Below are 23,464 nucleotides of genomic sequence, written 5' to 3'. Positions count from 1 at the left end.
GACCGAGCGCTTTCCCCGGCCCGGCGCGTCGCCAAGGTTGGCCGGGCAGGCGCAGGCTGTTAGCCCTTCCTCGGTAACGGGAGGAAAGCGGCGATGGTCGCAAAACGCATCGGACTGGTGACGGGCGCAATCGCGCTTGCGCTTTCCATCATCGCGCCCACGCCTGCAGGAATGAACCGCGAGGCGCTGATCGTTGCCGGGCTGGTCGTGCTGATGGCCGCCTGGTGGATGACCGAGGCCCTGCCGCTGACGGCGACCGCGCTCATGCCCTTCCTCGTGCTGCCCTTCGCGGGGGTGATGGACGCGAGGGCCACGGCGAGCGCCTATTATTCGCCGATCCTTTTCCTGCTTCTCGGCGGGGCTTTCATCGCGCTCGCCATCGAGCGCACCGGCCTGCACAAGCGGCTCGCGCTGGCGATCCTCAACGCGCTACACGGGCGCGGCGGGCAGACGGGGCTGCTGCTCGCCTTCATGATTGCCGCCGCGATCCTGTCGATGCTGATCTCCAACACTTCGACCGCGCTCATCATGATGCCGATGGCGCTGGCGGTGCTGGCGGGCGGAGAAATGACCCCGGTCTCAAGCAGCGCGGCGGTAGGCCGGACAGAGGGCCTCGCCGGAGCCCTGCCCATGGGCATTGCCTTTGCCGCCAGCATCGGCGGGCTCGGCACGCTGGTCGGTTCGCCCACCAACGCGATTGCGGTCGGCCTGCTCGACACGATGATCGGGACAAAGATCAGTTTTGCCGAATGGACGCTTTACGGCCTGCCCATCGTGATTGTCGGCGTGCCGCTCGCCGCCTTCCTCATCGCACGGGTCCAGCGCGTCGCGGCGCACCCCTTCGATGTCGAGGCCGCGCGCGCTGCGATTGTCGACGAGAGGCCGATGGGCACGCCCGAGCGCCGCCTCATACTCGTCGTCGGCGTCACTTTCCTCGCCTGGATGACGCGCCTGCTGGTGGCGCCCTATCTCCCCGAAGGATCGTGGACGGACGGGACCATCGCGATCCTCGCCAGCCTTACGCTGTTCCTGCTACCCGACGGCACGGGTCGCCCGCTGCTGGTGTGGAAGGAAGCCGACCGCGCGCCCTGGGGCGTGATCATGATGTTCGGCGGCGGGCTGGCGCTGGCGGCGGGAATGGGCGCGAGCGGGCTGGCCGAGTGGCTCGGCAACGCGCTGCTGCCGCTGGAGGCATGGCCGCTGTTCCTCGTTGCGCTGGCCGTGGTGGCGATGGTGGTGCTCATCACCGAGTTCGCGAGCAATGTCGCGACCGCCAGCGCCATCATCCCGGTGGTCGCCGCGTTGGTTGTGGCGCTGGGCGTCGATCCCGTGCTGCTGGCCATGCCCGCCGCGCTCGCTGCCAGCTGGGGCTTCATGCTGCCCGCCGGCACTGGCCCCAACGCCATCGCCTGGGCGACAGGCCGCATCCGGATCGAGCGCATGGTGAAGGCCGGGCTGCTACTCGACCTTGTGGGCATCTTCCTGATCGTCTTGGTGGTCTGGGGCATGGGCGCGCTGGTCTAGACGCGCTGCATTTTCCTACCTCTGCCCTTCCGCGCTACTGAGGGCGCCATGGACACGCCCGCCCTCCTCGCTCTTCGCCCCGATCCGCGTCCGCATCGAACCGATGGGTTTCTTTCTCCAGGACCGTGCTCCATGCGCTCCATCCTGTGGGGATCGTCGCAGTTGAAACCAACTCGCGTCCAACATATGGAGCGCTTGCAAACAGCGAGCCGGTGGAGAGGCGTTCCTGCGGAGGTTAGGAACGGGTGCCCCGGGCGCGGAACAACTGGCTCCCGCCTTCCTGGGAGCGGACTTGCAGGAAGGATGCTCTCCTCATGAGCGATACCGACGTCGACCCCACCAGCCCGCGCATGGCCCCCAAGCGCGAAGTGACCAAGATCAACGGCCGTCCGCTGAAACCCAGCACGCTGATGATGGGTCACGGCTTCGACCCCACCCTTTCGGAAGGCAGCCTCAAGGCCCCGATCTTCCTCACCTCGACCTTCGCTTTCCCCAGCGCCGCCGACGGCAAGCGCCACTTCGAAGGCATCACCGGCAAGCGTCCGGGCGGCGCGGACGGCCTCGTCTATTCGCGCTTCAACGCGCCAAACCAGGAGATCCTCGAAGATCGCCTCGCCGTGTGGGACGGCGCGGAAGAAGCGCTCTCCTTCTCCAGCGGCATGACCGCGATTGCCGTGCTGCTGCTGGCGGCCTGCAAGGCGGGTGACGTGATCGTCCATTCCGGTCCGCTCTACGCCGCTTCGGAAGGCTTCATCGCCAAGACCATGGCGAAATACGGTGTGAGCTTTATCGACTTCCCCGCCGGCGCAACGCGCGAACAGCTGGACGAGGTCATGGTGAAGGCCAAGGCCCTGGCCGAGGAGAAGGGCGGCGAAGTGCCGATGATCTACCTCGAAAGCCCGGGCAACCCGACCAACGCGCTGGTCGATATCGAAGCGGTCAAGGCCGCGCGCGACGCCCACTTCGATCCCGACAAGTGCTCGATCGCGATCGACAACACCTTCCTCGGCCCCCTGTGGCAGCGCCCGCTCGACCATGGCGCGGACCTCGTGGTCTACTCGCTGACCAAGTATGTCGGCGGCCACTCGGACCTCGTGGCGGGCAGCGTCTCGGGCAAGAAGCGCTTCATCGACGCCATCCGCATGCTGCGCAACACCATGGGCGGTATCTGCGATCCGAACACGGCGTGGATGCTCTGCCGCAGCCTCGAAACCGTCGAACTGCGCATGCAGCGCGCGGGCGAGAACGCGACCAAGGTCTGCGACTTCCTTGCCAAGCACCCGAAGGTCGAAGGCCTCGGCTATCTCGGCATGATCAAGGACGCACGCCAGCAGGACATCTACGACCGTCACTGCCTCGGCGCCGGCTCCACCTTCTCGCTGCTGCTGAAGGGCGGCGAGGCGGAGTGCTTCCGCTTCCTCGACGCGCTGAAGATCGCCAAGCTGGCCGTCAGCCTCGGCGGGACCGAGACGCTTGCCAGCCACCCCGCCTCGATGACCCACCTCTCGGTCGCCGAAGGTCGCCGCGCGGAACTGGGCATTTCGGACAATCTCGTGCGCATCTCGATCGGCATTGAAGACGCGGACGACCTCATCGCCGACTTCGAGCAGGCGCTGGAGGCGGTCTGAACCGCATAGGCTTTCTGGCTTGCAAGGACACGCTCCCCGGCGAAGGACCGCGCCGGGGAGACGCGTTCGAGCACGACATCGAGGTCGGCGCGCTGCGTCCGGCCTTCGAAGCGGCGGGGCTGGAGCTGGTCGAGATCGACTGGCGCGCGCCGTTTGAAGCCTTCGACGGGCTTGGGCTGGTCTTGCTGGGGACCGCATGGGACTACCAGGACCACCTGCCCGAATTCCTCGCAAAGCTGGAAGCCTTGAGCGAAGCAGGCATTTCGGTCTGCAATCCGCCCGAAGTCGTCCGCTGGAATGGGGACAAGCGCTATCTCAAGTCGCTGGCCGACCACGGTCTCCCGACGATCCCGACACTGTGGTTCGACGACGCGACCCGTAGCGATGTGGCCATCGCGCTCGATGCCTTCGAAAGGGACCGCGTCGTAGTCAAACGGCAGGTCGGTGCCGGCGGGCTCGGCCAGCACAGCTTTGCCCGTGACGCGTTGCCCGAAACCGGCTGGCGCATGGGGCAACCCTGCATGATCCAGCCTTTCCTACCGAGCGTGATGGAGGAAGGCGAATACACCTTCGTCTTCATCGATGGCGCTTTCAGCCACGGCGTTCTCAAACGCGCGGCCGAAGGCGAATACCGGATCCAGTCGCTCTATGGCGGCAGCGAGTTCGACTATACGCCCTCGCCCCAAGACCTCGCGCAGGCAGAGGCCGTGGTGGCGGCCCTGCCCTTCGACGATTTGCTCTATTGCCGCATTGACATGGCGCGCCTGCCTTCGGGCGAACTGGCGGTGATGGAGGCCGAGGCGATCGAGCCTTACCTCTATCCCGAACAGGGTCCAAGGCTGGGCAAACGCCTCGCAAAGGCTATCCTGTCGCGCATTTGAGGAGGCGCGTATGACGCAGAAGGTGTTCCTGGTAATCGGCGCGGGTGCCGGCATAGGAGGGCAGACTGCGGCGCGCTTTGCGCAAGGCGGCTATCACGCCGTGCTCGCCCGCCGCTCGGACGAACAGGGTTTGCATCGCCTTGTTGGCGCGATCGAAGAGGCCGGGGGCACGGCATCGGGAACGCTGCTCGACGCGGCTGCCGACGGTACGATCGAGGATCTGGTCGAGCGGACCGAACGCGATATCGGCCCGATCGAAATGGTGCTCTACAACCTCGGCGCGCAGATCGGGACCCGCGGACTGGCAAATACGCCGCACCGCACCTTCGAGCTGGGCTGGCGGCTGGGCTGTTTCGGCCTCTTCCGGCTGGCCCATGCCCTGACCCCGCACATGGTGGCGCGGGGGTCTGGTACCATCCTCGTCACGTCCGCCACCGCGGCGGTGCGGGGAAACGCGGGACAGCACGGCCACGCAGCAGCGATGGGCGGGCGGCGGATGCTGTGCCAGACGCTCAACGCGGAATTCGCGCCGCAGGGCGTCCACGTGGCGCATGTCGTGGTCGACGGCTCGGTCGACGCGCCCGATACGCTGGGCAAGCTGCTCGGTGACCGGTTCGATGACTACAAGGCGATGAAGGGCGAGGACGGGGTCATCGATCCGGCGGCCCTGGCGGAAACCTATTGGCACCTCGCGCACCAGCCGCGCAATTGCTGGACCCACGAAGTGGATGTGCGCCCGTTCAGCGATGTGCCTTGGTGGAACGACAATCCCGATCCGAAGATCGCGACCTGATTGTCCTAGAGTTCGAGCGCGCGACGGACCGCGCCGCCAAGCTTGTGCATGAATTTCACGCCCGCCTCGTTGCCCCGCACCCACACAATCTGTCCGGCGATTTCGTTTCGCTCGTCGATCTCGAAGAAGATCGTGGCGCCCTTGTCCACATGGCCATCGAACAGCTCGATGCGGCAGCCGGTTTCGGAAATATCGCAGAGGATAGCCTGCGCAGGCTGGACCGGCGCGCGGCAATTGAGCACGATATCGCTGCCCTGACGGTTGGTGGTTCTGGTCTGCATGTCTAGCCCTTGGTCGCGGGTTGCTGTTTAGCAGGGGATCGACGAAGAAAGGGTTAATGTCGGTTTCATACATGCGGACGGATTGCGCTCAGCCCTTCCACTCGCGCCTTTCATCGGCCGCTTTCAGCACCTCGTAGGCGAGCTGGTATTTCTGGAAGAGGTCGGCGGCCTCCTTGTCGCCGGGCTTCACATCCGGGTGCACCGCCTTGGCCTTGACCCGCCAGGCCTTCTTCACCGCGGCGAAATCGGCATCGGCATCCAGTTCGAGCACCTCCAGCGCGCGCATCTCGTCGGCGCTGCGCGATCCGTCGCCCGACCCGCCCCAGCCATAATGCTGTGCCTCGGCATAGCCGGCGTTCTCGGCCTGCTCCGACTTGGCGCGTGCCGCCTTCTCCGCCTTGTCGAGACCTTCGAAATAGTCCCACTTGGAATTGTACTCCGCGGCGTGCTTCTGACAAAAATACCAGCGCTCGGGGCTGTTGGGCGATTTGGGCGCGGGGCAATCGCCCTTTTCCTCGCAGCCGTGGCGATCGCACAGGCGCACGGTCGCCGCCTCGCGGCTCTCGTCATAGCCACGCCAGCGCGGAAACCCCCAATCGTTGGAGCGGCGCGCCTTAGGCACGGGCGTGCGCCAGGTATGTCGTTTGTCGAGCGGGCATGGCGGTCAATCTAGGGATGCTGGCGCAGTTCGCAAGGCTGTGGGAACCAGTTGCAATGTGAAATGCTGCAATGCAACGAAACCTTAGGAATTTCGGGACTAGAGGCCTAGCCATGAGCAAGCAATTGACCCTCTCCGCCACTCTCGCCGTGCTGAGCATGGCTGCCCTCGCGCTGGCGGCAACCTTCGGCAATATCGAGGCTTCCGGCGCGCACCACGCGGCGCAGGTGCCCTTCGCCGGGTTCGACGCGGCGCGCTGATCTTGCGGCGACAGGCGACATGAAAAAGCCCCGGCGCAAACCGGGGCTTTTTCTTGGTCGGATTGCGGTGAGCAATCAGTTGATCGTCACGGTCGCCGCGCGGCGGTTCTGCGCCCAGGCCGCCTCGTTCGAGCCGAGAGCCACCGGACGTTCCTTCCCGTAGCTGATGGTCCGGATGCGGCTGGCCGGAATGCCCAGCGACACGAGGTAGTTCTTCGCCGCATTGGCACGGCGCTCACCCAGCGCGAGGTTGTATTCGCGCGTACCGCGCTCGTCGGCATGGCCTTCGATGGTGAAGTTCACATTCGGATACTGGCTGAAGTATTGCGCCTGCGTCTGTAGCTTGGCGCTATCCTCGGCATCGATGTTGTAACGATCGGTGTCGAAATAGACGACCGTGTTCGCTTGGCCCACGGCCTGCATGAAGTGCTCCATGCTGCCGACCGAGGGGCCGGCGGGTGTCGTCGGTGCCGGTGCCGGGGTCGGTGTTTCGATTGGCGGCGGCGGGATTTCTTCAGGTGCCTTCTTCTGGCAGGCCGCCAGCGCGAGCGCTGAAGTAAGCATCACAGTGGTGGCAATACGGTTATTCATAGTGCTGTCCCCTTTTAAACAGCGGTGGAACTCTTTTGGCCCCCGGTTTTTATCCGTCCCCATGGATAAAGGAATGATCTTACGGCAGGATCGGTCCCCAAGCCGGATCGGAGGCATCGACCGGCGTGGGCAGGCTGCGTTCGTTCTCGCCGGTGAGGTCCACCTGCCAAAGCGAGGTCTTGCCGCTGTTCCGCTCGGTGCGGAAGAACTGGATGATGCGCCCGTTCGGCGCCCAGGTAGGCGCCTCGTCCTGCCAACCGCGCGTCAGCGTGCGGACATTCCCGCCCGATGGGCTCATGACCGAAATGTTGAAGCTGCTGGCGTTGGTAAAGGCGATCTGGTCGCCGCGCGGACTCCATTCGGGCGTCGCGCAGCGCGACCCGCCGAAGCTGATGCGGCGCTGGTTGGAACCGTCGGCATCCATCACGTAGCACTGCTGCGCGCCCGAACGGTCGCTTTCGAACACGATCCGGCGGCCATCGGGCGAATAAGAGCCGCCGATGTCGATGCCGGGCGTGTCGGTCAATCGCTCGCTACGGCCACCTTGCGCCGAGACGCGGTAGATGTCGGTATTGCCGCCCACCGCCATCGAATAGAGTATCCAGCGGCCATCGGGGCTCCAGCGCGGGGCGAAGGTCGGGTTATCGCTCTGCGTGACCAGCGTCTGACTGCCGGTGCCGATGTCGTAGACGTAAATGCGCGGATTGCCGTCGACATAGCTGAGATAAACCAGCCGCTTGTAATCGGGCGAATAGCGCGGGGTGAGCGCAGTCGAGCGGCCCGTGGTGATGAAGCGATGGTTCGCGCCGTCGCTGTCCATGATGGCGAGGCGCTTGACGCGGTTATCCTTGGGGCCGGTTTCGGCAATGTAGGCGATGCGGCTGTCGAAGAACGGGCTTTCGCCGGTGAGGCGCGAGTAGATGAGGTCCGAGCACTTGTGCGCTGCGCGGCGCCAGTCGGCGGGCGAAACCACCCAGCCTTCCGCCACGAGCCGCTGCTGCAGCGCCATGTCGTAGAGATAGCAGCCGACCGTCAGCCGGTCGTCGCTGCGCGCGCGAACATAGCCGTGGACCAGCATTTCCGCCCCGCGCACGCTCCAGGTGCCCCAGACGGGCGAGGTGATATTGGCGAATTCGGGACGGGGCAGCGAATCCGGACCGGCCGGCTTGAACAACCCGTTGTTGCGCAGGTTCGCGGTGATCACCCGCGCCATTTCGAGACCCAGCGCCTCGGTGCCGCTGGCGTTCGCCGGGGTAGCGACATTGCGGTCGGTCGCGAAGGCGGGAATGGCGATGCCGAGATCGTCGAGATTGCCCTCGAAGCTGACGGAGCCCGACAGGCCTTCTTCCTCTTCGATGGTCTCGACGTCCTGGCCTTCCGCGATCGGCTCGCCGAGATCCTGGTTCTGCGCCGCCAGCGGGCTGGCGATGAGGGCGAGGGTCGTAAAAATCAATTTCTTCATTGGGATAGCTTCCAGTCGAAATCTACCGTGACCACCTTCCACGCCTCGTAATATTCTTCGGGCAGGTCGAAAGGGGCTGCGAGTTGGACCGCGCGGATTGCGTTTTCCGCGTGGCGGGATGCCTGGGCGCGATTGGCATCGGTGATGCCGCGCTGCCCGCGCAATTGGGGGGCGCCGGCAAGGCTGCCGTCGGGATTCAGACGGAAGCGAACCTGCGAGACGAGCAGCTCGCGATCCGCACCGTCCACCGGGCGCCAGTGCGGGCGAAGTTGGCGGCCGACCGCCTGGAACAGCGAGGCCTTGGTGCTCGCCCCGATCTTGGATGCCGGCGCGCGCGTCTCGTTGGTTGTCGTGCTGTCGCCGCCGCCAGCAAGGAAATCGCTGCCGATGCGCGAACCGCCACCGCGCTCGCTCGGCTTGGGGCGGGTCGTCTCGCGCGGCGTTTCGCGGCGCGGCGTGCTGGTCCGCGCAGGCGAGGGAACGGGCGACTGCACCCGCGGTGTCGGGCGTTGGACCACCGGTTCGCTCGGCGCTTCGAGGATTTCGGGTGCGGGGGCAGGCGCATCCGAAAGGTTCGGCGCGATGGCGGCGCGGCTTTCGGGGACCGGATCGGGCGCGGTCGCCTCAAGGCCGACGTCTTCGGCAAGGCTGACCGTCATACGCTCGACCGGGGGCACGGCCGGCGCTTCGAACAGGGCCTGGATGACGAGGGCGGCAAGAAGCGCAAGGTGCAGTGCCACGGCGACGATCAGTCCCGTGCGCTCCTCTGCCCTGATGCCTGTCCTCTCCATTGTCTCCGGCTATTCCTCGGATGCTGAACCGGTGTTGACCGGTGGGCTCGACTGGCCTCCGTTCGTCACTAGCGAAATGCGGTTGAGGCCGGCGCGGTTGAGTTCGCCCATCACCGCCATCACGCGCCCGTAGTCGAGGCTGCGGTCGGCGCGCAGGGTGATGTCCGGACCTTCGCCGGTGCGGGGGATGCCTTCGAGCGCCTGCGGCAGTCCGCCAACAGCGACCTGCGTATCGTCGATATAGACGAAACCTTCGCTGTCGATGCTGATCGACACCTGCTGCTGTTCCTGCGGCAGCGCGTTGGCGCGGCTGTCGGGCAACTGGATCGGCACGCCTGCGGTCAGCAGCGGCGCGGTGACCATGAAAATGATCAGCAGCACCAGCATAACGTCGACGAAAGGCGTGACGTTGATTTCGGCCATGGGCCGCCGGCCGCCGCGCCCGCGACGGCGGCGCGTGCCTTTGCCAGAGGCGAGCGCCATGCCCATCTCAGCGCTGCTCCAGCTGGCGGCTGAAGCTGGCGTGCAGCTTGTCGGCGAAGCGGTGCAGACGGCTCTCGAAGCGTTCGACCGTATGGCTGAAGCGGTTGTAGGCGATCACCGCCGGGATGGCGGCGAACAGGCCGATGGCGGTGGCGAACAGCGCCTCGGAGATGCCCGGCGCGACAACCGCAAGCGAGGAGCTTTCCTGCGCGCCGATCTGGAAGAAGCTGTTCATGATGCCCCAGACCGTGCCGAAAAGGCCGACGAAGGGCGCGACCGCGCCGACCGTGGCAAGGAAGTTCAGGCGCTCGGCCACATCGTCGGCCTCTTGCGCAATCTGGCTGTCCATCGCGGTGGCGATCCGTCCGCGCAGGGCCTCACGATCCCGCACTTCGCCCTTGGTCGAGCGGCGCCATTCGGCCACGCCGGCCTGCGCCACACGGGCAGAAGGGATGTCGCGATTGCCCCGTTCCGCCATGAAGCGGTCGAACTGATCGGCCTGCCAGAACTCGGTTTCGTAATTGCGCTGGACACTCTTCAGCTTGTTCATGCGCAGGCTGAAAGACACGATGATCGCCCATACCCAGATACTGGCAAGAATAAGACCCGCCATGACCGCCTGGACGACGATATCGGCGTCGAGGAAAAGCTGGACCGGATCGAGGCGCGTCGGGGCGCCAACAGCAATAAGGGACAGGTGGTTCATCACTCTCCGCTCGGATTGACGAAGCGCGCGAAGGCCGCGCGCCATTCTTCCGGCTGGCGGATGGGCCGGCCGTTGGGTGAAACGAAACCGACGCGCAAATGTGCCTCGGCAAGCAATTCTTCGCCCCGGAAAGCCTTCTGGTGCATCCGGCAGGAGGCGGACTTCAGTTCGGTGCAGCGCGTCTCGATCAGGATGTCGTCGTCGAGTTTTGCGGGGCGCAGGTACTTCAAATTGACCTCGGACAAGGCGTAGGCCCCCTCGCCCGCCTCGATTGCCGCGCGCTGGTCGATATCGAGCCGGCGCAACAGGTCCGACCGCGCGCGCTCGAACCAGCGCAAGTAATTGGCATGATAGACGATTCCCGAAAGATCGGTGTCTTCGTAATAGGCGCGCACCGCGTAGAGATGCGTGTCGCCGTCAAGTACGCCATCGGGGGAATTGGGCCGGGTCATTCAGCGAGGCGCTCTAGCGCAGCGGGGATTCGCTGCAAAGCCGCCAATCGGTTCTTCTATATGAACGGCGGTGAAACGAGAGGCTAGCGCGACGAAATTATCATGCGATCATCGGGCCGAGCGGCTGCCCGCCGAAAAGATGGACGTGCAGATGCGGAATTTCCTGTCCGCCATGCATGCCCACATTGGCCATCATCCGGTAGCCGGGCTCGACAAGCCCCTTGCCGCGCGCGATCGCGCCCACGGCGCGCACGAAGCCCGCGATCTCCTCAACGGAAGCCTTGGCGCTGAAATCGTCCCAACTGACGTAGCGCCCCTTGGGGATCACCAGCGTGTGCACTTCGGCCTGAGGGTTGATATCCTCGAAAGCGTAGGCCCACTCGTCTTCGTAAACCTTGTTCGAGGGGATCTCGCCGCGCAGGATCTTCGCGAAGATATTGTCGTCATCGTAAGGCTGCGTGGGGTCGATCGGCATTACTCGCTCCTGCTGGCCTTTTCCTGGTGGCCCGACACGCCTTCGCGCCGGTCAAGTTCATACATGACTTCGTCGAGGCTCACGCCCTTGGCCGCGAGCAATACCATGAGGTGGAAGATGCTGTCGGCGGCTTCGGCAATCAGCTCCTCGCGAGAGCCGGACAGAGCGGCAACGCAGGTTTCGACCGCTTCCTCGCCGAACTTGCGCACCATTACCGGCAGGCCGCGATGGTTGAGATGCGCGACATAGCTCTGACCGGGGTCGGCCTTGCGGCGCTGGTCGATCGTCTTTTCGAGGCGGGTCAGCGTGTCCATCGGGCTTCTCCTTGGGCCTTCAGCCGCGCGCGGGCAAGCCTGCGGCGCGCAGCGCGCGGTGCGCCTCGCCGATCGAATGCTGGCCGAAATGGAAGATCGAGGCGGCCAGCACGGCGCTGGCATGGCCCTGCGTCACCCCTTCGACGAGATGGTCGAGCGTGCCGACGCCGCCGCTGGCGATGACGGGCACCGAGACGCTGTCGGCAATCGCGCGGGTCAGTTCGAGGTCGTAGCCCTGCTTCGTCCCGTCGCCATCCATCGAGGTGACGAGCAGCTCGCCCGCGCCGAGTTCGGCAAGGCGCTGCGCGTGTTCGACCGCGTCGATCCCGGTCGGCTTGCGGCCGCCATGGGTGTAGATCTCCCAGCCACGAAACCCCTCGCCCTCGGTCCGCGCGCGCGCATCCACGCTCGCGACGACACATTGGCTGCCGAATTTCTCGGCAATCTCGCGCACCAGTTCCGGCCGCGAGACGGCAGCGGAATTGACCGCCACCTTGTCTGCGCCTGCCAGCAGCAGCGCGCGCGCATCCTCGACGCTGCGCACCCCGCCGCCGACGGTGAGCGGCATGAAGCACACTGCTGCCGTGCGTCGCACCATGTCGAGCAGCGTCCCGCGCCCTTCGTGGCTGGCAGAGATGTCGAGGAAGCACAGCTCGTCGGCGCCAGCGCGGTCATAGGCCTGCGCCTGCTCGACCGGATCGCCGGCATCCTTGAGGTCGACGAAGTTCACGCCCTTCACCACGCGCCCGTCGCGCACGTCTAGGCAGGGAATGACACGGATACGGACGGTCATGGGAAAAGCACTCCGACGATAAGCGCCAGCAGGTATGCGAACACAATAATCAATCCGACCCATTCCAAGATCAGCACCCCCCAAAACGAGAGTGGCGCCTCATCAATCGAGTAGGTGAACCTTCCAATTCCGGCTTTGCGTTCCTGAAGTGCTTCTTTGGCAATCCGGAATTGTCCGACCACCATGGAAATGACAATTGCAAAGGCAAGAAGGGTGAAGATGACCATCACCGCGCCGCCATGGCCAGAGCCGCTGCCAAATCCAGCCGCCCGTCATAGAGCGCGCGGCCCGTAATCACGCCTTCGATGCCGTCTTTCGCATAGAGCGAGAGGACGTGGATGTCGTCAATCCCCTTCACACCGCCGCTGGCGATCACGGGAATGTCGACCTGCCGGGCAAGGTCCACCGTCGCGTCGAGGTTCACACCCTTCAAGAGCCCGTCGCGCCCGATGTCGGTGAAGAGCAACGCGGCGACGCCCGCATCCTCGAACCGGCGAGCGAGGTCGACCACGGGGACGTCGGACACTTCCGCCCAGCCCTCGGTCGCGACCATGCCGTCCTTCGCGTCCACCGCGACGACCACGCCGCCTTCGAATTCTCGCGCCATGTCCTTCACGAATTCGGGGTCCTTCAAGGCCGCCGAGCCCATCACCACGCGCGAGACCCCCGCGTCGAACCAGCCCTCGACATCCACGCGTGTGCGGATGCCCCCGCCAAGCTGCACATGCCCCGGGAAGGCCGCGACGATTTGCTCCACCGCCTCGCGGTTCTGCGCCGATCCGGCGAAGCTTCCGTCGAGATCGACCACGTGCAGATGCCCTGCCCCGTCTTGGGCGAAGAGGGTCGCCTGCTCTGTGGGGTTGTCGCCATAGACGGTGGCGCGGTCCATATCGCCCTCGGCGAGGCGCACGACCCGGCCGGCTTTCAGGTCGATGGCGGGAAAGACGATCATGGCCGCCACTCCAGGAAACGTTCGAGAATGCCGAGGCCGTAGCTCTGGCTCTTTTCGGGGTGGAACTGCACCCCGAGGATATTGTCGCGGCCGATCGCGGCCACCAGCCCGCCGCCATGGTCGGTCATGGCGAGCACGTCTTTCCCGCTCTTCGCATCGAAGTGATAGGAATGGAGGAAATAGGCTTCCCCCGTATCGAGCAATTCATGGTCGCGTGCGTGCGGGGTCAGCGCGACGTCGTTCCAGCCCATGTGCGGGACTTTCACCGATGTATCGGTCGGCTCGATCAGCCGCACCTCGCCCTCGATCCAGTCGAGCCCGGGCGTCTCGCCATGCTCCAGACCGCGCGTGGCGAGCAATTGCATTCCGACGCAGATGCCAAGGAACGGCGCGCCGCCCATGAACACGCGCTCGCGCATCGCCTCGATAACGCCCTTCTCGGCGCGCAGGCCCGCCGCGCAGGCTCCGAAGCTGCCGACACCGGGCAAAACGATCCGATCGGCCGCGCGCAGCACGTTGGGATCGGCGGTGACCTTCACCTTCGCCCCGACCCGCTTCAGCGCGTTTTCGACGGAGTGAAGATTGCCCGCGCCATAATCGACGAGAGCGACAACCTCAGCCACCCAGCTGCCCCTTCGTGCTGGGGATCGCGCCGCCCTTGCGCGGATCGATCTCCACCGCTGCGCGCATGGCGCGGGCGAAGCCCTTGTAGAGGCTTTCGCAAATGTGATGGTTGTTGGTTCCGTAGAGCAGTTCCATGTGCAGCGTCAGCCCGCAGGTCTGGCCCACCGAATGGAACCAGTGCTCGATCAGCTCGGTGTCCCATTCACCCAGCTTTTCCTGCGTGAAACCGGCTTTCCAGATGAAATAGGGCCGCCCCGAAATATCGAGCGCGACGCGCGACAGCGTCTCGTCCATCGGCGAGTAGGCGCTGCCGTAGCGCGCGATGCCGCCCTTGTCGCCGAGCGCCTGCGAAATCGCCTGGCCCAGCGCCAAGGCGCTGTCTTCGGTCGTGTGGTGCTGATCGACATGGAGATCGCCGTCAACCTTCATCGTCACGTCAATCAGCGAATGCTTGGAAAACTGTTCGACCATGTGGTCGACGAAACCGATGCCGGTTTGGACGTCATAGCTTCCGCTCCCGTCGAGATTGACCTCGACCAGGATCTTGGTTTCCGCGGTGTTTCTTTCGATACGGCCTCTACGCATGGTGCCTGCCTATAGGGGCGCTGTACGAGGGCGCAAGAAATAGCGCCTATCGGCAGGGTAAAGACCGGCTTAAACCGCTTGACCCGCGCCGCGCCGAGTTCCAATTATGCGGGCATGAGTGACGATACGCCCGACAGCCTGATCCCCTACGACACCATCGTGCAGGAAGCCCTGCGCGCCGTGGTTGGCCGGGTGCTCGGCGAAATCGAGCAGGGCGGCAGCGAGCTGCCCGGCACGCATCACTTCTATATCACCTTCAAGACGCATGCGCCTGGGGTATCCATTCCCGCACACCTCAGCGAGCGCTTCCCCGACGAAATGACCATCGTGCTCCAGAACAAGTTCTGGGACCTGAACGTGCGCGAAGACGGTTTCTCGGTCGGCCTGTCCTTCAACCAGATCCCGGCCGAGCTCGACATTCCCTATGCCGCGATCACCCAGTTCGTCGATCCGGCGGTCGATTTCGGGCTGCAGTTCCAGGCCACTGTCGCCGACATGGCCCCTGCTCCGACGGATGAAGCCGGAAATGACGAGGAACAGGCAGAGAGCCCGCCCGTTGAAGGAGCAGAAGACGGATCTAACGTCGTCACGGTCGATTTCGGCCGCAAGAATTAGACACGGGGCCTCTCCGCCCCGCCAGACGCAGGGGCGAGCATGGGACTTTCGAGCGAAAAGGCACCGAACCACCTCACCGATGTGGTGAGCGACGAGATCGCGGGTGCGAAGAAGGATGCACGCGGGGAAAACGCGATTCCCGGCCCCAGCCCGAACCCGTCCACCAATCTTATCATTCACGATATCCTGCTGCGCAGTGCCGGTCGCCTGACCCGCCAGACGCTGGAAAAGGCATTGCTCGGCCGGCAGTACGGCAGCAAGTTCGCCAAGGAAGTGGTGGAGAACCGTTCTCTGGTCCAGACGCTCGCCGCTTATGGCGTGACGAAGGTCGCGACAAAGTCCGTGCCGGGCGCAATGCTGGTTGGGGCAGGTTTGCTCGCCAAGACGATCTTTGACCGCAGTACCTCGCGCCGCCGCTCGCGCCGCAGCGGCGAAAAGGCGCTGCGCAAGCAATCCAAGGGCGAGACCGCCGTCTGAAACCGAGTCAGGCGGGGTTGATTCCGCCCGCCCCGATGCGCCACTAGCGCGCATGGCCGATTCCGCACCCGATAACGACAAGCTGGCCCGCCGCGGGCTGATGTTCATCCTTTCCTCGCCCAGCGGCGCGGGCAAGACGACAATCAGCCGCATGCTGCTGGGTGCCGATGACGAGATCAGGCTGTCGGTCAGCGTCACCACCCGCCCCCCACGCCCAGGCGAGGTCGACGGGGTCCATTATTATTTCGTCGACGACGCCGAATTCGACCGCATGGTCGAGGAAGACGATTTCTATGAATGGGCGCATGTCTTTGGCCATCGCTACGGCACGCCCAAGGGCCGTATCCGCAACGCGCTGAAGGAAGGGCAGGACTTCCTCTTCGACATCGACTGGCAAGGCACGCAGCAGCTCTACCAGAAGGACCAGCAGGACGTGGTGCGCGTTTTCATCCTGCCGCCCAGCATCGCAGAACTGGAACGCCGCCTGCGCAGCCGCGGGACCGATGCCGAAGAGGTGATCGGGGCCCGCATGGAACGCGCCCGCAGCGAGATCAGCCACTGGGACGCCTACGACTACGTGGTCATCAACGAAAGCGCCAACGACTGCTTCGCCAAGGTCCGCGAAATCCTCGATGCCGAACGCATGAAACGCCAACGCCAGACAGGGCTGATACCGTTCGTGCGGGAGTTGATGAGTTAAGCCGCTCCGCACTCGCTTGCGCGACATCAGGGGTTATGCTTCAATAATCGACAAAAATCCGGTCGCCATCCGGAGCTCGAGAATGGCCGATATCTTCCTGTCCTACTCGTCAAAGGACAAGGCGCGCCTCGCGCCCCTTGTCGATGAGTTGCGCGCACGCGACCGCTCCGTCTGGTGGGATCGTGAACTGGTTGCTGGCCCGGCCTTTGCCGATCGCATTGCAGAAGAACTATCCAAGGCCGAGTGCGTGCTCGTCGCTTGGTCTGAGCATTCAGTCGCATCGCACTGGTGCCGCGATGAAGCCGCGGTGGGGCTAGAGCGTAACGTACTGGTACCCTTCCGGATCGACAACGTTCTGCCGCCGCTGGGATTTCGTTCCTCACACACGCCCGACCTTGCAGGGTGGCCCAACCGCGAGGGTGAAATTGGACAGCTCCTGGCGGGCGTGGCCGAATGCCTCAAGGTCGCAATTCCGGTTCCCCACCGCGCGGCGAAAACCGGGGCGACAGAAAAAACGCTCTTGATCCTTCCCTTCCGGCAACCCGCTGGAGAAGCAACCGACGACTATTTCGCCGATGGGCTGATCGAGGATGTGACTTCCGAACTGTCGCATATCCGACAATTGCAAGTTATCTCGCGAAGCACCGCCTTTGAATTCAAGGATAGCCCGACACCACCGGATGCCATCGGCAGGCGCCTGGGCGCCACTGCGGTGCTGACCGGCAGCATCAGGCGAGCAGGTGATCGCGCGCGCATTTCCGCAGCACTGGTGGACACGGATAGCGGAATGATTATCTGGTCGGAGACCTTCAACCGAACGCTGGAAGACGTTTTTGCCGTTCAGGACGAATTGACTCGGGAAATCGTGACCGCGCTAGACGTCGAGTTGGTGCACGGCGAACAAGCGCGTCTGGATCGAAGTCGCTTCAGGTCGGCGGAGGCAGGGCATATCTTCTATCGCGGCGTATTCGAAGTTCACCGCTTTGAACCAGAATCCATGCTCCACGCGCGGCGGCTGTTCAGCGAATTTGTCGAGATGGAACCGGATTCGGTGCTCGGCTATGCGTGGCTGACAACCAGTTGGGCCGCATCGCTACTGGTTCAATGGGAAGCGCCCGAGGATGCGCTGCCCGCGATGCAGGAAAATGCGGCCAAGGCACTTGCCATCGAACCCGACAATGCGGCGGCGCTCATAGGTAATGTCTATTTCCACGTGCTGACGGGCAATCTGGATGTCGCACATGACTTCGCGCAACGCGCCGTGCGCAGTGCGCCGAGTTCCGACGAAGCGCTGTTCGCGCGTGGATGGGTGGAGATGTTTCTCGGCCGATTCGACCAGTCAATCGTAAGTCTCGAGAAAGCACTCCGCCTCGCTCCGATCCCCAGCGCCGTAAGATTGGGTGTGGCCGGAACATCCTATCGCAATGCGCTTCGTTTCGACAAATCGATCGAGATCTTCCGCAAGCTTATCGAGCGGGAACCTCAATTCCTCTTCGGCTATACAGGGCTCGCCTCATCGTTTGCTTTGAAAGGAGACATGGATGGCGCGCGCAAAATTGTCGACGAGGTCCTGCGCATCGACCCCCAATACACCGTCGAGCGCTTTTGCACGCCCGATTTCTACCGCGACCCTGCCAACATGAAGGGTTGCGCCCGCGCGCTGGCAGAGGCGGGGATGCCTCGGGCCAGCGAGCAGGTCACCGAGCGTTAGCGTTACGACCTAACGACCACCCGCCGGATCCGCGAAATGCGTCGGCAAATGCGCGTTTACGATGCCGCCATCGACCGCGATCGTCTCGCCCACCGTGTAGTCGCCCGCGCGGCTGGCGAGGTAGACACAGCTTCCGCCCATGTCGAACTTGTCGCCCACGCGCTTGTTGGGAATGCCCGCGGCGCTCGCCTCGGCATGGTCGCGCGCGACCTTGTTCATGTTCGAGGGGAATGCGCCCGGCGCGATGCCGGTTACGTACACGTGGTCCTTCACCAGCCGGGCCGCCATGCGGCGCGTCAGGTGGATCAGCGCGGCCTTGGACGCCTGGTAGCTGTAGGTTTCCCACGGGTTGATCCTGAGGCCGTCGATGCTGGCGATGTTGATCACCTTGCCGGGCTTGTCCTGGCTCGCCTCGGCGGTCAGCAGGGCGTGGAGCTTCTGGGTCAGGAAGAAGGGCGTCTTGACGTTGAGGTCCATGACCTTGTCCCAGCCTTCTTCGGGGAAGTCGAGATAGTCCGCTCCCCAGGCCGCGCCTGCGTTGTTGACGAGGATATCGAGCCGGTCTTCCTTGCCCGTGAGCTCGGTCACCAACTCGTCGATGCCTTCCATGGTCGAGATATCGCCCTGGATCGGCACGACCCGCTCGCCCAGTTCCTCGGCCGTTTCGTGCAATTCGCCGCCCTTGCGCGCGGTGATGTAGACCCGCTCGCAGCCTGCGGCGAGAAAGCCTTCCACGATCATGCGGCCGATGCCGCGGCTGCCCCCGGTGACGAGTGCGATGCGCCCTTCAAGGCTGAACATGTCTTCGAGGTTCATATCATCTCTCCCGTTTAGTAACCGCTCATCTCGGCGACGCGCCCGGCGTGGTAATACTGGTCGCCGAGGAATTCCTGCAGCGCCCGGTCGCGTTTCATGTAGAGGCCGATATCGTATTCGTCGGTCATGCCGATGCCGCCGTGCATTTGCACGCCTTCCTTGACCGCAAGCCCCGCCGCCTTGGCGACCTTGGCCTTGGCGACCGAGGCCATGAGGTCGGCCTTCTCGCTGCCGCCGTCGAGCAGCTGCGCTGCCTTGATGGTGACCGCGCGGGCAATCTCGACTTCGGAATAAAGATGCGCGGCGCGGTGCTGGAGCGCTTGGAATTCGCCGATCAGCTTGCCGAACTGCTTGCGCTGCTTGAGGTAATCGACCGTCATGTCCATCGCCCCCTGCGCGACGCCCACGCCCTCGGAAGAGGCGCCCACCCGGCCCGCCATGAGCATGGCGTTCAGGACTTCGCGCCCGCCGTCGACTTCGCCAATCACGGCGTCGCCATCCAGTTCGACCCCGTCGAAGGTCACATGGCTCGCCATCGAGCTGTCGACGAGGCGCACGCTGTCATGGGCCATGCCATCGGCGTCCCGCGGAACGGCGAAGAGCGTGATACCGTCGCTATCGCTGTCGCTCCCCGAAGTACGCGCAGCCACGACGATCATCTCGGATGATGCGCCGTAGACCACGAAGTCCTTCTTGCCCGAGAGCCTGAAGCCGTTGCCCGATTTCTCCGCCTTGCAGGCGATAGTCTCCGGACGGTGCTTCGCGCCTTCGTCGATGGCGACGGAATAGACCTTTTCGCCTTCGATCAGGCCCGGCAGCCAGCGGCCGCGCACATCGTCGCTGCCGTGCTTCAAGGCGGTGGCTGCTAGGACGGAGGAGGACAGGAAGGGCGACGGGGTCAGGTTGCGCCCGATATTCTCGAGCACGATTCCGGCCTCGACATGGCCCATGCCGAGCCCGCCGTCGTCTTCGTCCACCAGCATGCCGGTGAAGCCCATTTCGGCAAACTGCTTCCATAGGCCATGGCCGAAGCCGTCCTTGCAATCGCGGTCACGCCAGTGGCGCAGCTGTTTCGCAATGGCGCCTTCCTCGGCCATGAATTGCTGGGCCGTTTCGGCGAGCATCGCCTGGTCGTCGTCGTAATAAAGAGGCATCGATCAGGCTCCCGGCAGGTCGAGGATACGTTTCGAGATGACGTTGAGCATGACTTCGCTCGTGCCGCCCTCGATCGAATTGGCCTTGGTGCGCAGCCAGTTGCGCGCGCCCTTGCCGCCGCCGGTTTCCTCGCTCTCCCATTCCAGAGCGCGGCTGCCGCCGGCTGCCATCATCAGTTCGTGGCGGCGCTTGTTGAGCTCGGTCCCGGCGTATTTCATCATGTTCGGCTGGGCGGGATGCGCCTTGCCGACCTTGAGTTCGTCGAGGAATTTTTCGCCCATGGCCGAATATGCCAGCGCGTCCACATCGAACTGGGCAAGCTCGGCGCGCAGCACGGGGTCGATCTCGCCCGCGTTGCGCTTGAGCGCCGCACCGATGGCCGCCGTGCGGTCGCCGCCGCCAGCGCCCGAAATCATCTCGCGCTCGTGACCGAGGAGGTATTTCGCGACGTCCCAGCCGCGGTTGATTTCGCCCACATAGCCGGGGCAATCCTCGCCATAGGACTTGGGCACCTCGACATCGTCGAAGAAGGTTTCGCAGAACGGGCTGTTGCCGCTGATTAGCTTGATCGGCTTGGTCGAAACACCGCTGCCCGCCATGTCGAACAGCATGAAGGTGATGCCCTGGTACTTGTTCTGCTTGTCGGTGCGCACGAGGCAGAAGATCCAGTCGGCTTCATCGGCGTAGGAGGTCCAGATTTTCTGGCCGTTTACGACCCAGTGATCGCCCTTGTCTTCGCCGAAGGTTTGCATCGAGACGAGGTCCGAGCCGCTGCCCGGCTCCGAATAGCCCTGGCACCAGCGGATTTCGCCAGCCGCGATCTCGCTGAGAAAGCGCTTCTTCTGCCCTTCCGTGCCGAAGTGCAGCAGCGCCGGGCCAAGCATCCAGATGCCGAAGCTGGACAACGGCGGGCGCGCGCCGATGCGGGCCATTTCCTGCCGCAGCACCTTGCCCTCGGCAGGCGTAAGGCCGGCACCGCCATATTCCTTGGGCCATTCGGGGACGGTGTAGCCCTTGTCGCGGCACACTTCGAACCACGCCTTCTGCGCGTCGTTCTTGAAAGTCGCGTTGCGGCCGCCCCAGTAGACATCGGCCTCGTCACGGACAGGCTTGCGCATTTCGGGGGGGCAATTGGCTTCGAGCCATTCGCGCGTTTCGGCGCGGAAGCTTTCCAGATCGGACATGACCGACTCCTCTCTCAGATCTCCTCGGTTGACGTTTACGTTAGGGTGATTCGCGAGGCTCCCGCAAGGGCGATCATGATGAAGCGCCATGCCGTAGCGTCAGGCGGTTTGCGTTGACGAAAGGTGCGGCGCGCCTAAGCTTGTAGCCCAGCATTTTCGGGAGAGAGACCGATGCGTTTTGACGGCAAGACCGTGATCATTACCGGTGCGGCATCCGGCATCGGCGCGCAGGCCGTGCAGCTTTTCGCCAGCGAAGGGGCGGTGGTCTACGCCTCCGACATCGACGATGAGGGCGGCAAGACGCTCGAACAAGAGACTGAGGGCGAGGTGCGCTATCGCCATTGCGATGTCTGCAGCCCCGAGGACATCCGCCAGCTGATGGACGGAGCTGCGGCCGAGACCGGCGGGATCGATACCGTCTTCAACAACGCCGGGGCCGGCGGCACGCGCGCGCCCATCGACGAGGTCGAGCCCGAGGACTGGGACCGCACGATGGACCTGCTGCTGCGCTCGGTCGCCTTCGGCATCCGCTACGCCGTGCCCCACATGAAGGGCCGCAAGGGCGCCAGCATCGTCAACGTCTCCAGCGTCGCTGCGGTGGGACCGGGCTATTCGCCGACCACCTACGCCGTCGCCAAGGCGGGCGTGTTGCACCTCACCAAATGCGCGGCGACCGATCTTGCACGGCACGGCATCCGCGTAAACGCGGTGCAGCCGGGCTTCATCAACACCAACATCTTCACCTCCTCGATGGATATGCCCGAGGACATGGTGCACGTCGCCAAGGCCGTCATCGCGCAGATGTCCTCCAACGCGCAACCCGTCGCCCGCGGAGGCCAGCCGCGCGACATTGCCGAGGCAGTGGCCTTCCTCGCCAGCGACGCGGCCAGCTTCATGACTGGCGCATCCATGCTGGTCGATGGCGGGATTACGCTGGGCCCGCGCCACAGCTGGGACCCGGACACGCCGACGATGTTCGAGGCGCTTGAAGCGATGGAGAAACAGGCCCAGAGCGGCGGTTGATGGCTTTCGTTAAAGGTCCCCTGTCCCAGCGGCTGAAGATCGTCCACGGTTTCGGGTCGGTCGCCTTCGGGGTGAAGGACCTCGGCTTCAGCTTCTTCCTGCTGATCTTCTACAATCAGGTACTCGGCATGGACGCGCGGCTCGTCAGCCTCGCTCTGCTGATCGCTCTGCTGGTCGATGCGGTCATCGATCCCATCATCGGCAATCTATCCGACCGCACTTACACACGATGGGGGCGGCGGCTGCCGTGGCTCTATCTCGCCCCGGTGCCGCTCGCGGTCATGTGGGTGCTCCTGTGGCATCCGCCCGGAGGCGAGGCTCCGGGCTTCTTCGGCCTGATCGTTATCGCCGTAGGCGTGCGCATCCTGCTGTCGGCCTGCGAGGTGCCTTCGATCAGCCTCGTGCCCGAAATCACGCAGGATTACGACGATCGCACCACACTGTTCCGCTACCGCTTCCTTTCGGGATGGCTGGGCGGCATCGTAATGATGATCCTTGCCTACACGGTCTTCATGTCCGGCCCCGACGGGTTGCTAGAGCAGGAAGGCTATCTGGGCTTCGCCGTATTTGGCGCTGCGCTGATGGTGCTTTCGGTAGTGGGTTCGGCGCTGGGCCAGCACCGCCTTGTCGCCCACTGGCCCGAACGTCGCCCTGCCCCATTCTCGCTGCGCGGCGCCTTCGACGAAATCTTCGACGCCTTCTCGGAGAAAAGCTTCCTGATCTTCGCGGCCGGTGCGCTGGCGGCCTACGTCAACCAGGGGATGACTTTCTCGATCTCCAACTACCTCAACGTCTTCGTGTGGCAGCTGGACCAGCCGCTGATCGAGGGCGGACCCGAATGGCTGACGGGCCTGCTCGGTTATGCCCTCACCCTGTTCCTGTCGGTCGTGCTGATGTTCTTGGTGGTCGGACAGATGCACCGAACCTACGGCAAGGCGAAAAGCGCGGCGATCGGCGCCTATTGCAGCATCGTCCTCGCGCTTGCCCCCTACCTGCTGCTGCTTGCCGGCTTGTGGCCCGAGGTCGGCACGCCGGCGTCCTCCTTCGCCTTTCTCGCTACCTTGCTGTTCGCCAACATGTTCGGCGTAATCATGATGATTTCGGCGACGTCCATGATTGCGGAGATCGTGGAGGCGTTCGAGGAGCGCACGCATCGGCGCGCCGAAGGGGCCTTTTATTCCGGCAACTGGCTGATCCAGAAGTGCGCGACAGGCCTCGGCATTTTCACCACCGGTCAGATCGTGGCCGCGGCGCAGCTGCCTGATGGAGCGCGGGCAGGCAATGTCGAGCAGGGAGTCCTGACCGACATGATCATCTATTACGGCTGCGCCGGAATCCTGCTTGCAGTCGTGGCGGCCTACTGGCTCGGCCGATTCCCGATCAGCCGCGAGGAGCACGAGGCCCGATTGCAGACCCTGGCTGAGCGCCGCGCAATCGCAATTGACGCTGCGGCACGCGGGGATGTTGACGCAGGGACCATCGTGCCCTGACAATTTCTTGCGAAAAATGGCTTGGCGCGAGGCGTCGCCC

At 64.3% G+C, this 23,464-nt stretch carries 29 protein-coding genes; 11 read left to right on the top strand and 18 right to left on the bottom strand.

The window, feature by feature from the left end; translation table 11 throughout:
• Positions 1-93: 93 nt before the first annotated feature.
• The 4 genes from ED21_RS07195 to ED21_RS07180 all read left to right on the top strand — a co-directional run bounded on the left by ED21_RS07195 (position 94) and on the right by ED21_RS07180 (position 4,826).
• Positions 94-1,524, top strand: coding sequence for a DASS family sodium-coupled anion symporter (locus ED21_RS07195; RefSeq protein WP_006833202.1), 1,431 nt, complete (start codon positions 94-96; stop codon positions 1,522-1,524).
• Between the two features lie 314 nt (positions 1,525-1,838).
• Positions 1,839-3,152: a cystathionine gamma-synthase family protein gene (locus ED21_RS07190; RefSeq protein ID WP_006833201.1), complete on the top strand. Its 1,314-nt coding sequence runs from the start codon at positions 1,839-1,841 to the stop codon at positions 3,150-3,152.
• Positions 3,153-3,334: 182 nt separating this feature from the next.
• Entirely contained in the window at positions 3,335-4,033 is a 699-nt protein-coding gene (locus ED21_RS07185) for a RimK family alpha-L-glutamate ligase (protein ID WP_006833200.1), read from the top strand.
• Positions 4,034-4,043: 10 nt separating this feature from the next.
• On the top strand, positions 4,044-4,826 hold the full coding sequence (locus ED21_RS07180) for an SDR family NAD(P)-dependent oxidoreductase (protein WP_006833199.1): 783 nt from the start codon (positions 4,044-4,046) through the stop codon (positions 4,824-4,826).
• A 5-nt stretch (positions 4,827-4,831) separates the two neighbouring features.
• On the opposite strand, the gene ED21_RS07175 is transcribed toward ED21_RS07180, so the two are convergent.
• Both ED21_RS07175 and ED21_RS07170 read right to left on the bottom strand, forming a co-directional pair.
• A complete protein-coding gene (locus tag ED21_RS07175) occupies positions 4,832-5,107 on the bottom strand; it encodes a PilZ domain-containing protein (protein ID WP_006833198.1) in 276 nt (91 codons plus the stop codon).
• 88 nt (positions 5,108-5,195) lie between these two features.
• Positions 5,196-5,729, bottom strand: a complete 534-nt coding sequence (locus ED21_RS07170) for a J domain-containing protein (protein ID WP_006833197.1) — start codon at positions 5,727-5,729, stop codon at positions 5,196-5,198.
• A 149-nt stretch (positions 5,730-5,878) separates the two neighbouring features.
• On the opposite strand from ED21_RS07170, the gene ED21_RS15360 reads away from it, so the two are divergent.
• Positions 5,879-6,025 carry a hypothetical protein gene (locus ED21_RS15360; RefSeq protein WP_006833196.1) on the top strand — a complete coding sequence of 49 codons (147 nt, stop codon included), beginning with the start codon at positions 5,879-5,881 and terminating at the stop codon, positions 6,023-6,025.
• 75 nt (positions 6,026-6,100) lie between these two features.
• Here ED21_RS15360 and pal read toward each other — a convergent pair whose 3' ends face one another.
• From pal to hisB, 13 genes are all read right to left on the bottom strand, one after another.
• Positions 6,101-6,616, bottom strand: a complete 516-nt coding sequence (pal, locus tag ED21_RS07165; protein WP_034921748.1) for a peptidoglycan-associated lipoprotein Pal — start codon at positions 6,614-6,616, stop codon at positions 6,101-6,103.
• Between the two features lie 79 nt (positions 6,617-6,695).
• Positions 6,696-8,078, bottom strand: coding sequence for a Tol-Pal system beta propeller repeat protein TolB (tolB, locus tag ED21_RS07160; protein WP_006833194.1), 1,383 nt, complete (start codon positions 8,076-8,078; stop codon positions 6,696-6,698).
• A complete protein-coding gene (locus ED21_RS07155; protein WP_006833193.1) occupies positions 8,075-8,869 on the bottom strand; it encodes a hypothetical protein in 795 nt (264 codons plus the stop codon). The genes tolB and ED21_RS07155 overlap by 4 nt, the downstream gene beginning before the upstream one ends.
• Positions 8,870-8,878: 9 nt before the next feature.
• Positions 8,879-9,358: a biopolymer transporter ExbD gene (locus tag ED21_RS07150; RefSeq protein WP_006833192.1), complete on the bottom strand. Its 480-nt coding sequence runs from the start codon at positions 9,356-9,358 to the stop codon at positions 8,879-8,881.
• Position 9,359: 1 nt separating this feature from the next.
• Positions 9,360-10,058 carry a protein TolQ gene (tolQ, locus tag ED21_RS07145; protein WP_006833191.1) on the bottom strand — a complete coding sequence of 233 codons (699 nt, stop codon included), beginning with the start codon at positions 10,056-10,058 and terminating at the stop codon, positions 9,360-9,362.
• On the bottom strand, positions 10,058-10,510 hold the full coding sequence (locus tag ED21_RS07140; protein ID WP_006833190.1) for a YbgC/FadM family acyl-CoA thioesterase: 453 nt from the start codon (positions 10,508-10,510) through the stop codon (positions 10,058-10,060). Before ED21_RS07140 ends, tolQ begins: the two co-directional genes overlap by 1 nt.
• A 100-nt stretch (positions 10,511-10,610) precedes the next feature.
• Positions 10,611-10,985, bottom strand: a complete 375-nt coding sequence (locus ED21_RS07135) for a histidine triad nucleotide-binding protein (RefSeq protein WP_006833189.1) — start codon at positions 10,983-10,985, stop codon at positions 10,611-10,613.
• Positions 10,985-11,299: a phosphoribosyl-ATP diphosphatase gene (locus ED21_RS07130; protein ID WP_006833188.1), complete on the bottom strand. Its 315-nt coding sequence runs from the start codon at positions 11,297-11,299 to the stop codon at positions 10,985-10,987. Before ED21_RS07130 ends, ED21_RS07135 begins: the two co-directional genes overlap by 1 nt.
• 19 nt (positions 11,300-11,318) lie before the next feature.
• The gene (gene hisF / locus ED21_RS07125; protein ID WP_006833187.1) at positions 11,319-12,092 is read right to left on the bottom strand and encodes an imidazole glycerol phosphate synthase subunit HisF; all 774 of its coding nucleotides are present in this window, start codon (positions 12,090-12,092) and stop codon (positions 11,319-11,321) included.
• The gene (locus tag ED21_RS07120; protein ID WP_006833186.1) at positions 12,089-12,319 is read right to left on the bottom strand and encodes a hypothetical protein; all 231 of its coding nucleotides are present in this window, start codon (positions 12,317-12,319) and stop codon (positions 12,089-12,091) included. Before ED21_RS07120 ends, hisF begins: the two co-directional genes overlap by 4 nt.
• Positions 12,319-13,044 (bottom strand): 1-(5-phosphoribosyl)-5-[(5-phosphoribosylamino)methylideneamino]imidazole-4-carboxamide isomerase, encoded by a 726-nt coding sequence (gene hisA / locus ED21_RS07115; RefSeq protein WP_034921876.1) that lies wholly within the window; start codon positions 13,042-13,044, stop codon positions 12,319-12,321. Before hisA ends, ED21_RS07120 begins: the two co-directional genes overlap by 1 nt.
• Complete coding sequence (gene hisH, locus ED21_RS07110; protein WP_006833184.1) at positions 13,041-13,667, bottom strand: imidazole glycerol phosphate synthase subunit HisH; 627 nt, start codon at positions 13,665-13,667, stop codon at positions 13,041-13,043. Before hisH ends, hisA begins: the two co-directional genes overlap by 4 nt.
• The gene (gene hisB, locus ED21_RS07105) at positions 13,660-14,253 is read right to left on the bottom strand and encodes an imidazoleglycerol-phosphate dehydratase HisB (RefSeq protein ID WP_006833183.1); all 594 of its coding nucleotides are present in this window, start codon (positions 14,251-14,253) and stop codon (positions 13,660-13,662) included. Before hisB ends, hisH begins: the two co-directional genes overlap by 8 nt.
• Before the next feature lie 114 nt (positions 14,254-14,367).
• Between hisB and ED21_RS07100 the strand changes: the two genes are divergently transcribed.
• From ED21_RS07100 to ED21_RS07085, 4 genes are all read left to right on the top strand, one after another.
• Positions 14,368-14,868 (top strand): SspB family protein, encoded by a 501-nt coding sequence (locus tag ED21_RS07100; RefSeq protein WP_034921744.1) that lies wholly within the window; start codon positions 14,368-14,370, stop codon positions 14,866-14,868.
• Positions 14,869-14,907: 39 nt separating this feature from the next.
• Positions 14,908-15,345, top strand: coding sequence for a hypothetical protein (locus ED21_RS07095; protein ID WP_006833181.1), 438 nt, complete (start codon positions 14,908-14,910; stop codon positions 15,343-15,345).
• Positions 15,346-15,397: 52 nt separating this feature from the next.
• On the top strand, positions 15,398-16,045 hold the full coding sequence (gmk, locus tag ED21_RS07090) for a guanylate kinase (protein ID WP_006833180.1): 648 nt from the start codon (positions 15,398-15,400) through the stop codon (positions 16,043-16,045).
• An 82-nt stretch (positions 16,046-16,127) separates the two neighbouring features.
• On the top strand, positions 16,128-17,756 hold the full coding sequence (locus ED21_RS07085) for a TIR domain-containing protein (protein ID WP_006833179.1): 1,629 nt from the start codon (positions 16,128-16,130) through the stop codon (positions 17,754-17,756).
• A 9-nt stretch (positions 17,757-17,765) separates the two neighbouring features.
• Here the strand turns inward: ED21_RS07085 and ED21_RS07080 are convergent, their stop codons facing one another.
• From ED21_RS07080 to ED21_RS07070, 3 genes are read right to left on the bottom strand one after another with little or no spacing between them, the layout of a single operon-like run.
• Positions 17,766-18,572: an SDR family oxidoreductase gene (locus ED21_RS07080; RefSeq protein WP_006833178.1), complete on the bottom strand. Its 807-nt coding sequence runs from the start codon at positions 18,570-18,572 to the stop codon at positions 17,766-17,768.
• 14 nt (positions 18,573-18,586) lie between these two features.
• A complete protein-coding gene (locus tag ED21_RS07075; protein WP_006833177.1) occupies positions 18,587-19,726 on the bottom strand; it encodes an acyl-CoA dehydrogenase family protein in 1,140 nt (379 codons plus the stop codon).
• Positions 19,727-19,729: 3 nt separating this feature from the next.
• Positions 19,730-20,911 carry an acyl-CoA dehydrogenase family protein gene (locus tag ED21_RS07070; RefSeq protein ID WP_006833176.1) on the bottom strand — a complete coding sequence of 394 codons (1,182 nt, stop codon included), beginning with the start codon at positions 20,909-20,911 and terminating at the stop codon, positions 19,730-19,732.
• A 171-nt stretch (positions 20,912-21,082) separates the two neighbouring features.
• Here ED21_RS07070 and ED21_RS07065 point away from each other — a divergent pair, with 171 nt between their 5' ends.
• Entirely contained in the window at positions 21,083-21,934 is an 852-nt protein-coding gene (locus tag ED21_RS07065; protein WP_006833175.1) for an SDR family NAD(P)-dependent oxidoreductase, read from the top strand.
• Complete coding sequence (locus ED21_RS07060) at positions 21,934-23,424, top strand: MFS transporter (RefSeq protein ID WP_006833174.1); 1,491 nt, start codon at positions 21,934-21,936, stop codon at positions 23,422-23,424. The genes ED21_RS07065 and ED21_RS07060 overlap by 1 nt, the downstream gene beginning before the upstream one ends.
• Positions 23,425-23,464 lie beyond the last annotated feature (40 nt).

The organism is Erythrobacter sp. SD-21, from assembly GCF_000181515.1.
Lineage (GTDB): Bacteria > Pseudomonadota > Alphaproteobacteria > Sphingomonadales > Sphingomonadaceae > Qipengyuania.
This window is presented reverse-complemented; position numbering and strand designations above follow the sequence as displayed.